Annotated in this window: 7 protein-coding genes; 5 read left to right on the top strand and 2 right to left on the bottom strand. The window is 57.1% G+C overall.

From position 1 onward, the window contains the following. The 3 genes from GBJ34_RS21285 to GBJ34_RS19680 all read left to right on the top strand — a co-directional run. Window positions 1–197: helix-turn-helix transcriptional regulator (locus GBJ34_RS21285; RefSeq protein WP_151720882.1), on the top strand; the 197-nt coding region annotated here is incomplete at its 5' end. Continuing rightward, entirely contained in the window at window positions 197–439 is a 243-nt protein-coding gene (locus GBJ34_RS19675; RefSeq protein ID WP_151720883.1) for a hypothetical protein, read from the top strand. The genes GBJ34_RS21285 and GBJ34_RS19675, both read left to right, overlap by 1 nt. Before the next feature lie 123 nt (window positions 440–562). Further along, on the top strand, window positions 563–967 hold the full coding sequence (locus GBJ34_RS19680; protein ID WP_192931301.1) for a helix-turn-helix domain-containing protein: 405 nt from the start codon (window positions 563–565) through the stop codon (window positions 965–967). An 809-nt stretch (window positions 968–1,776) separates the two neighbouring features. Here the strand turns inward: GBJ34_RS19680 and GBJ34_RS19685 are convergent. Both GBJ34_RS19685 and GBJ34_RS19690 read right to left on the bottom strand, forming a co-directional pair. Beyond that, the gene (locus GBJ34_RS19685) at window positions 1,777–2,148 is read right to left on the bottom strand and encodes a hypothetical protein (RefSeq protein WP_192931302.1); all 372 of its coding nucleotides are present in this window, start codon (window positions 2,146–2,148) and stop codon (window positions 1,777–1,779) included. A gap of 31 nt (window positions 2,149–2,179) precedes the next feature. Next, complete coding sequence (locus tag GBJ34_RS19690; RefSeq protein WP_151720886.1) at window positions 2,180–2,941, bottom strand: COG3904 family protein; 762 nt, start codon at window positions 2,939–2,941, stop codon at window positions 2,180–2,182. A 129-nt stretch (window positions 2,942–3,070) separates the two neighbouring features. Between GBJ34_RS19690 and GBJ34_RS19695 the strand changes: the two genes are divergently transcribed. Together GBJ34_RS19695 and GBJ34_RS19700 are read left to right on the top strand one after the other, a co-directional pair. Further along, on the top strand, window positions 3,071–3,277 hold the full coding sequence (locus GBJ34_RS19695) for a helix-turn-helix domain-containing protein (protein ID WP_226341295.1): 207 nt from the start codon (window positions 3,071–3,073) through the stop codon (window positions 3,275–3,277). A gap of 352 nt (window positions 3,278–3,629) precedes the next feature. Beyond that, window positions 3,630–5,747, top strand: coding sequence for an SIR2 family protein (locus GBJ34_RS19700; RefSeq protein WP_226341296.1), 2,118 nt, complete (start codon window positions 3,630–3,632; stop codon window positions 5,745–5,747). The last annotated feature ends 92 nt before the right edge of the window (window positions 5,748–5,839 follow it).

The raw sequence follows: 5,839 nt of genomic DNA on the forward strand, positions 1-5,839 counted from the left end.
CGACACCATCGCCCGCATCCCCGACTACAAGATCACAAAGGTCGACGACCTGCTGCCATGGCGCTGGAACAGATAGCGGTCAGACCGGACGCTTACCCAAAGATGAGTTCCCCCGCGCTTTCAAACTGACCGGCAAAGCCGTTGGCTGGAGCGCGGATTCCATCACGAAGTGGATCCAGAACCGGGAACGGGCATAATGGACGCGATGCGGCTGGTCCGCCTTTTCCACCGCTGCCCGCTTGGTACCTTGAGCAAAGGCGAGCTGCACGAGATCCGCATCGAGAGCGTGACCATCGGCCCGCTGCGCTATCTCACCGCCAAGATTTGGGCGCGCGACACCTCGGGGAGCTATAAAAAGGTCAAGATCGTCGCGATTTCCTTCCAACACGACCTGCCGCAGCTGATGAACTTGCTCGTCCGGAAACCGGGGATGTACTGATGTACCGCCTTTATAGCCATCTCCTTCGCCTGACCCAGCTTATCTCGGAGGGCGCCGCGCAGGTCATCGTTGTTATGATCCTCCCGGTGTGACATGGGGCGCGACAAGAAGAATGAGGCACGGATGGGGGCGTTTGTCCCCCTCCTGTTGAAAACGATGGAGAGCCCGGCGTGGCTCTCCTTGACCACCAAAGCTAAAGCTCTCTACCCCCTCCTCGTCGGACGATCCGGAAAACATCGCGAGAAAAATGGTGCTTTCTTCCTATCAGTTCGCGAGGCAGCGGAATACCTCAACCTCGACAAGAACACCGCCGGGAAAGCCATGCAGGAATTGCAGGCCAAAGGCTTCTTGATTGCCGAGAAAGTTGGGGTGCTTGGAGTGGAAGGTGTCGGGAGGGCGACCGTATGGCGGCTGACGGAGTTCGCCAGCGGCAAAGGGAAACCAGCGACGCGCGAGTTCGACCGTTGGTCCGAGGGCAATGACTTCCTCGTTCAAATGGGGCGAGGGGCCGGGAAAAAGCCTGTCTGAATGGTTCATCTCAACGTATGGATCATTCAGACGTTTGAACCGCGTATTCTCGCAATGTCGACGCCTCCTGTATGAATAACTCATACGTTCAGCATGATTTCCACCAGCTGCCTGTATGAATTTTTCATACACTCTTAGATCTGCCACTGGGAGGGTACCATCAATACGCACCTGCCACCCGATGCTGCTTGCGTGGGCGCATCTACGGCGGCAATCAGCCTGATGGCAAATATGATGCCGCCCAGGGCATGCTCACCGGCACTGCCACGCGGATCAAGCGCTTTCATATCTCAAAGCCATTGCAAGAGATGATGTGATGGACCCGCCCAGCAGGCCGCCATGAGCCTGCCGGGACACCGGCGCGGCCATCATCCCACAGACCATCAGCCCCCCCCCGCCGCTGGAGAATGACCCTCAAGGACGCGCTCAGCCCTCATGTTCTACCGCCGCGCTTGGTGAAAGGTGGATGAGGATCAGGATATAGGGCCATCATATCGGCAGGCGCATTCTCAGCGAATATCGTGGCCAATCTCGGAGGTTTCGACGCTCACCTCGCCCAAAGCTTCTTCGCCAAAATGTAGGTCATATCGTGCATTTCGGATGTGCTGGCGTCGTATCGGCGCATCATTATCACACAAACTATATGATTTAACTTCAATGCCTTGCATGCAGATCTCGTAACGAGAAATGCTACGTCTCGAAATCTTTGCAGAGGCAGCACAATTTTTTTTTGCATCACTCCATATGAGCGATGATCATCATAATGAGGTCATGCCCGGTTGCCGCATCTCGACTATCCTCATCCCCGCCTATTTGCGGCAGAGATAGGTGAAGAAATTGTTGAAGGCCTCATTCGGTGCCGGGACATAGATGATACGGTCCTCCTCCGGCAGATCTGGCATCTGGAGGACCCTTGCCGACCAGCTTGCGGTGCTCGTGCCGCCCAGGATGTAGAGATAGTCCTCGGCACAGATCGCGGCCATTTCCAGCGTCATACCGACGGAGCCCTGCGCGGTTTGGCCGCCATAGCGCATCTGCGCCACGGGCAGGTTGTCGCGCATATGCAGCGATTGCATGTCGATCTCGCTGTTCAGCGTGCCGCCCAGAGAAACCCAGTCTTGCCCGGCGGCCGGGCCGGAAAAAGTCATGGCTGCAAGAGTAAAGGCAACGGAACCCGTCATGGCGAATTTCATGTCATGTCTCATATTGGGGTTAAAGCGAGATGCCATGGCGCGCCGCAACCTCGCGGACGCAGGCCTTCAGCGGCTCGGGCTGGCCGGTGAAAATCCGGCAGCGATAGTTCATGTCTTGCCGGAATGCCTCATAGGCCTCACGGCTCAAACCATGATCATCGGCCATGCGCTGCGCGCGTTCTTCCCGCACCACATAATCCTGACTGTTCAAGCGATAGGCACCCAGTTCTGCCTCGGTCAGGACCCGCATCTCCGCCGGATCGGTGCTGAACATGTCTTCGACCAGACGGGTTGGAATGTTCATCTCTGCCAGATAGGCTTCCACATCCGCCTTCACGCCCTGCAAGGCCGCGCCCACCTCTGCGACCGCGATGCGCGAGAAATAGGGGCGATGAATGCCGACCGTCCCCTCCACCACCTTGTCGATGCCTGCCGCCAGCACGAACACGCAGGCGCTGTCGCATTGGCCGCGTGGCAAGACCATGCTGTCAAATTCAAGGCTGCGCATCAGGCGGCCGATGGCCAGAGCGGCATCCACATCGCCGCCTGCGGAATTGAGCTGCATCTGTCGTCTGCCCGCCAGGGCGGCCGTTTCCATCTGCCCTTGCAGCGCATGCAAATCGGCGGCCGTGATCTCTCCTGTCAGCCGGGCCGCAAAGAGCGACCCCAGCGGACTGTCGGCCGCATAGGCGAAGGTGATCTCGGCCCGGGCTGGCTGCGCAAGCGTCAACGCAGCGGCGAGAATGGATTGTGTGAGCCATGTGGAAAGGGGGCGTGCCATGTGCGCTGCCTGCAAAGGGTGGGATGTGAAAGGCGTATGATCAGAAGCCGGAATGAGGTTACCGACACAAATACATACTATAGTTGATAATTCCAGCCCCTGCGACACGCGATCTTGCCGCGCATGGATATGCGCAAACTCGTCGGTCGAAATTTCTCACGCCTGCGCCACGCCAAGGGCCTCACGCAAGAAGAGGTCGAGGCGCGGTCGGGCTTCAGCCAACAATATCTGAGCGGCCTGGAGCGCGGTCAGCGTAACCCGACCATCATCACGCTCTATGAACTGGCACAGGCCATCGGCGTCAGCCATACCGAGCTGGTCGCACCCGACGAGTGAGTCACAGCCTGACGACTGTCGCGCATCGCGGGGTTAAGCTGCAAACGACGCTTCAACCTCAAGCTGATTTTCATTCCAGTAGAAGACACCACCCAGAAAGCCGTAGAAGTGGACATTGGATTATTCCCACAAATTCAGCAGTATAAATCGCGAGCAGAACCAATAGGTTTATACCATGAGATTTTACGCTGATGCGCCATCTATACCCGATGTCCTCTTAGCACGCTGTGATGCCGGGCGTGTTGTATTCTTGTGTGGCGCAGGGGTTTCAAAACCGTCGGGAATGCCGGACTTTGTAGGACTCACTCGGCATGTCATCGAGTTTTTCACACCACCGGAGAACTCCCGGATCATGGCGGCCTTCCAGCCCTGGCTGGACGACCCTTTTGGACCGAACATCCCGCTCGATCAAATCTTTAACCTTCTGCACCAAGAGTACGGCAGAGACGAGGTTAATGCACTGGTCAGCGAAAGACTGCGCGCCCCGCCATTGGACGGTGTTTCTGGGCGTGAACACGCTCTGATTAAACGGATTTCAACGAATCCAAGCGGCGTTCCACAGATCGTAACCACGAACTTCGACCTGATGTTCGAGACCGGAGAAGGTGGCGACAAACTGGCAAGGCATGTGCCTCCAGGCTTCCCTGATCTGGCTCTCGGAACAACGATAGAGGGGATCACTTATCTCCATGGACGTTTGGCCGCGCCTGGCTCGGACCATCATCCCTACGTGCTGAGTAGTGCAGACTTCGGTCGCGCCTATCTGTCTGAAGGGTGGGCTACAAACTTCATTCGGAGCCTCCTAACCCGATACACCGTGGTGCTTGTCGGCTACCAAGCTGAAGACCCTCCGATCAAATACCTCCTCCAGGGCCTGAACCATGATGGGCAGTTTGACAGATCTCGACTCTATGCGTTCGACCGGGGCCTACCGGAGGAGATCGAAGCCAAATGGCGTGATCGAGGCGTGACAGCAATAGCCTACACCGACCACGCTGATCTGTGGAAGACTATGGAGGCCTGGGCGGATCGCGTCGACGATCCTCGGCGATGGCGATCTTCGGTTATTGCGTCCAGCCTGGGGGACCCCAAGGCGATGTCGGCCCATGAGCGTGGGCAAGTCGCCCACGTTCTCCGTACTGTGCAGGGGGCCAAGTTGTTTGCGTTGGCCGATCCGCCCCCCCATCCCGAATGGGTGTGTGTGATCGATGGAAATCTGCGATCAGCCCGACAGAGCAAAGGCTACGGTCAAGAAGCCGAAACGTTCGATCCGATAGCAGCCTACGGGCTCGACGATGATCTCGACCACATCTCGGAAGATGAGCAGAGGCAAGGTGTCAGCAATGATAATCTTCTCGTCTTACGTGATGGGGACGACAACCCACCTGATGGCCATCGTCTCGCTGGGCGACAAATCGAAGGGTACGAAGCGACCCCAATCCGCCTTAGTCACTTAATCACTTGGATCGGCAAGGTGATCGACAGCCCCGTTCTGGCTTGGTGGGCAATTCGGCAAAACGGCCTGCATCCTCGGCTGCTACAACAGATCGAATGGCAGCTGGACCACCTAGAAAACCTTCACGGGCGGGCGCGCCACATTTGGAACTTAGTCCTTGAGCACCACCGAGATCCCCGGAACCGCCAATGGGATGGCGGCTGGTTTGACCTGAAGAAGAGGATTGCCAAAGAAGGATGGACGGCCAGCGTTCTTCGCGACTTCCGACGCGTGGCTACTCCGAGGGTTAAGATAAGATCACCCTTCGGCTTGGGGCAATCGAAGCCCCCGTCGATGCGGTGGGATGAGATTCACCTCAGCGACCTCGGTGAGTTTGAGGTCAAATTCCTTGAACGGCACGACGTTAATATTGAAGTGCCCGACGATGTCTTGCCGCAGATGTTCGCAATATTGGAGGAGCAGCTAACCCACGCGTCGGGCTTACTGGCGGACATCGAGACAACCTACTTCCGAACCCCAACCTGCTATCCGGATCGCGCGATCGATGGCCGAGAACATGTCACCAAGGCCGCCGAGGTCATGAAATGGTTCGTCGAGCTGTTTGATCGCATGTCGCAAACACTGCCCGACCTAGCGCGAGCCCATGCGACTATCTGGCCGGAGACGGATCGGTTTTTCTTTCGGAAGCTCAAGCTATATGCATATAGCAAGAAGAATATCTTCGAAGCTGACCAAGCTGCCAAGGCTGTTCTATCCCTCGATCAATCGGCTTTCTGGGACATATACGCCGTTCGAGAGTTGCTTTTTTTGCTGGTTGACCGTTGGGCGGAGTTTTCGCACGAGAGCCAGAACGGGTTAATTGATCGAATCTTGGATGGGCCGGAAGCACTTCCCCATTGGTCCGATGAAGAGTTTCCCAAACTTCGGGACGAGTTCGCAGCCCGATATGCTCGTTACCTACAACTAGAGGGCTGTGCCTTTGCCGTTGATCGCAGCGAACGCCTTGATGCGTAAGCGGCGTCTGAACCCCACGTTGCGTGGCTGACGCGCTGCTGCGAAGTCCTTTTCATCGGCTGATGGGGAGTGCGTTTCGCAATGTGTGCCAA

Origin of the sequence: Gemmobacter serpentinus, assembly GCF_008973825.1 — a bacterium.
Lineage (GTDB): Bacteria > Pseudomonadota > Alphaproteobacteria > Rhodobacterales > Rhodobacteraceae > Gemmobacter > Gemmobacter serpentinus.